The sequence below is a fragment of the Promicromonospora kroppenstedtii DSM 19349 genome, from assembly GCF_000515355.1.
GTDB lineage: Bacteria > Actinomycetota > Actinomycetes > Actinomycetales > Cellulomonadaceae > Promicromonospora > Promicromonospora kroppenstedtii.
Genome location: NZ_KI911708.1, coordinates 33,148 through 35,806 on the forward strand (window position 1 = coordinate 33,148; position 2,659 = coordinate 35,806).

3 protein-coding genes are annotated in these 2,659 nt (G+C 68.0%); all 3 read right to left on the reverse strand.

From position 1 onward, the window contains the following. Positions 1-61 precede the first annotated feature (61 nt). Positions 62-340: a hypothetical protein gene (locus tag PROKR_RS19315; RefSeq protein WP_036965878.1), complete on the reverse strand. Its 279-nt coding sequence runs from the start codon at positions 338-340 to the stop codon at positions 62-64. Between the two features lie 6 nt (positions 341-346). Beyond that, positions 347-547, reverse strand: coding sequence for a hypothetical protein (locus PROKR_RS19320; RefSeq protein WP_169736482.1), 201 nt, complete (start codon positions 545-547; stop codon positions 347-349). Positions 548-716: 169 nt separating this feature from the next. Then, complete coding sequence (locus PROKR_RS31725) at positions 717-2,312, reverse strand: peptidase inhibitor family I36 protein (protein ID WP_211240183.1); 1,596 nt, start codon at positions 2,310-2,312, stop codon at positions 717-719. Between the last annotated feature and the right edge of the window lie 347 nt (positions 2,313-2,659).

The window sequence follows — 2,659 nt, forward strand, 5'->3', positions numbered from 1 at the left end:
GGGCCCTGGAGCGCGGCTGGCTGGCCCCTGCGGACCTCAGCTGAGGCCCGCCGGGCTCAGCTCAGCCCCCAGGGCCCCAGACCCGCACCGTGCCCAGGGTCCAGCCCTCGCCCAGGGCGTCGGCCGCGGTCAGGACCAGGCGGCACCCGGTCGCCGCGGCCTGGTCCAGCGGGACCAGGAGGAAGACCACCACGCCGAAGCCACGGGGCCGCACGCCGGCGTAGACGTGAGCCAGCTCGTCCCGCGGTACGGCCGCGGCCCGGACCTCCTCGACGAGTCTCGCCGACGTGATCCAGGCCGCGTGGTTCGGCGCCTCGACGGTGATGCTGACGATGCGCACGAGACATCAGGGCTGGGCGGTCGGCGGGGCCGCGTCCCACACGGGTGCCGAGACCGGGGCCGCCTCCCACTGCGGGTCGGACTCCCACTGCGGGTCGGACGCGACGGCCGCCCCCTGGCCCGCGCCGGTGAGCAGGGCGGCGAAGAGAGCGACGGCGGCGACGCGCCGGACGGCGTTGATCTGCACGATGATTCTCCATCTCGACAAGGGGATTCTTTTTCTCTCTGCCCTCATCCTTTACCGCTCCCGGGGCACCAACAAGAGAAATGGCCTGTCACGCAGGTGCCGCGACCATTCCGGCCGCGAATTCGACAAATGGCACCGTCCTGCCACCGTTTTGGGTGGCAGGACGGTGCCATTCATCCTCCGGTCCGGATCACATGTTCACCCGGATGCCGAAGTCACCTCCGTACACGTTCGTCACGTGCACGCTGGTCGAGTTGCGCGGTGGCGCCGCCTCGACCATCTGGCCGTTTCCTAGGTATATGGCCACGTGGTACGTGCTGGACCAGCCGCCCCACATGATCAGGTCACCGCGCTGCAGGTTGCTCATGGAGACCTTGGTGCCCTTGCTGAGGTGGGCACCGGTGTAGGTGCCGATGTCGACACCCGCGCCCTGCCAGAACGCGTACTGCGTCAGGCCGGAGCAGTCGAAGCCGAACCGGCTCCGGTCGTCGTAGCCGCCCGGGCTGCAGCAGATGCCGTAGGTCGGGCCGAACTTGTTGCCGCCGCCCCAGGAGTACGTGTAGCCCTGGCCCGTCTGCGCGAGCGCGGCCTGGATGACCCGCTCGACCTTCTGGTTGTAGTCGCCGCTGGTGTCGCCACCGGGGCTGCCCGGGTCGACGGGACCCTCGGAGACCGGGCACGTGGTGCCCGTGATGAACTTGTGGGAGGCGTTGTTGTTGTAGAGCGTGCCGTTCAGCGCACCCTTGAAGCCCGCCGCCACGGCCTGCGAGGAACCGCCGTAGTAGCTGTTGAAGTAGACGCAGACCGTCTTGCTGGACCGGTTCCACACCGACGCGGCGTTGTTCTTGATGCACTCGCCCTGGCCGGCGCCCGCACCCTTGAAGTCGTAGCACGACGGCTGCGACGTGCCGTAGTCACCGACGGAGTCGGTGAAGTCCGAGATCGACCCCACGTTGCCGCTGTTGTAGTAGTAGCAGATCTCCCCGGACTCGCAGGTGCCGCTGCGCGAGCCGCTGCCGGAGGCGGGCGCGCCGACGAACTGGTGCGAGGCGTTGTTGTTGTAGAGCGAGCTGTTCAGCTGGCCCTTGAACCCGGGAGCGACGTCCTGGTAGGTGCCCGCGTAGTTGCTGTTGTAGTAGACGCGGACCGTCTTCGTGGACCGGTTCCACACCGACGCGGCGTTGTTCTTGATGCACTCGCCCTGGCCGGCGCCGGCGCCCTTGTAGTCGTAGCACGTGGGCTGGGCGTCGCCGTAGCTGCCCGCGGACTCGGTGAAGTCCGAGATCGACCCCGCGTTGCCGCTGTTGTAGTAGTAGCAGAACTCGCCGTCCTCACAGGTGCCGCTGCGCGCACCGGTGTCGGTGCCGGCGGTCCCCACGAGCTGGTGCGACGCGTTGTTGTTGTAGAGCTCCGCGCTGAGCTGGCCCTTGTAGCCCGAGCCGATGTTCTGGTACTCGCCGCCGTACCCGGTGTTGTAGTAGACCCGGACGGTCTCGCCGGTCCGGTTCCACACCGAGGCGGCGTTGTTCTTGATGCACTCGCCCTGGCCGTTGCCCGAGCTCTTGAAGTCGTAGCACGAGGGCTGCACGGTGCCGTAGTCGCTGACCGAGCCCGTGAAGTCCGAGACGGATCCCGCGTTGTCGCTGTTGTAGTAGTAACAGAACTCGCCGCTGTCGCAGACCCCGTCACGTGCGGCGGCCGAAGCAGGCCCCGCCACGCCGACCACGGCCCCGAGGAGCGAGGCCACCAACGAGATCACCGCGAGAAGTGCAGACGCTCTTCTCATCACCATTCTCCTTCCAGCGGGCCAAGGTATGACCCGGTGATTTATCTGCCGGTCCGGGGTGCCGGATCGGATACGGAGATGTTTGCAATGCGGTAAATGAGCCGGGAAGTGGGAGAAAGGTGCCACGGGCATCCGTGTCACCAGTGGGCCACCAAAATGGTTGGCGGGCCGGCCGGGCCGAGAGGTTGGATCAGCCCATGACGATCATGAGGGGCGATCCCGGGGCCGACGACCTGGACCGGGCCACCGCAGCGCTGCGGGAGTGGCAGTCCGATGCCGCGCCCGTGCAGCTGCACCCCGGCGACGTCGGCTGGTTCCGGCGCTTCGGCGCCCAGGCCGCGGCCGCC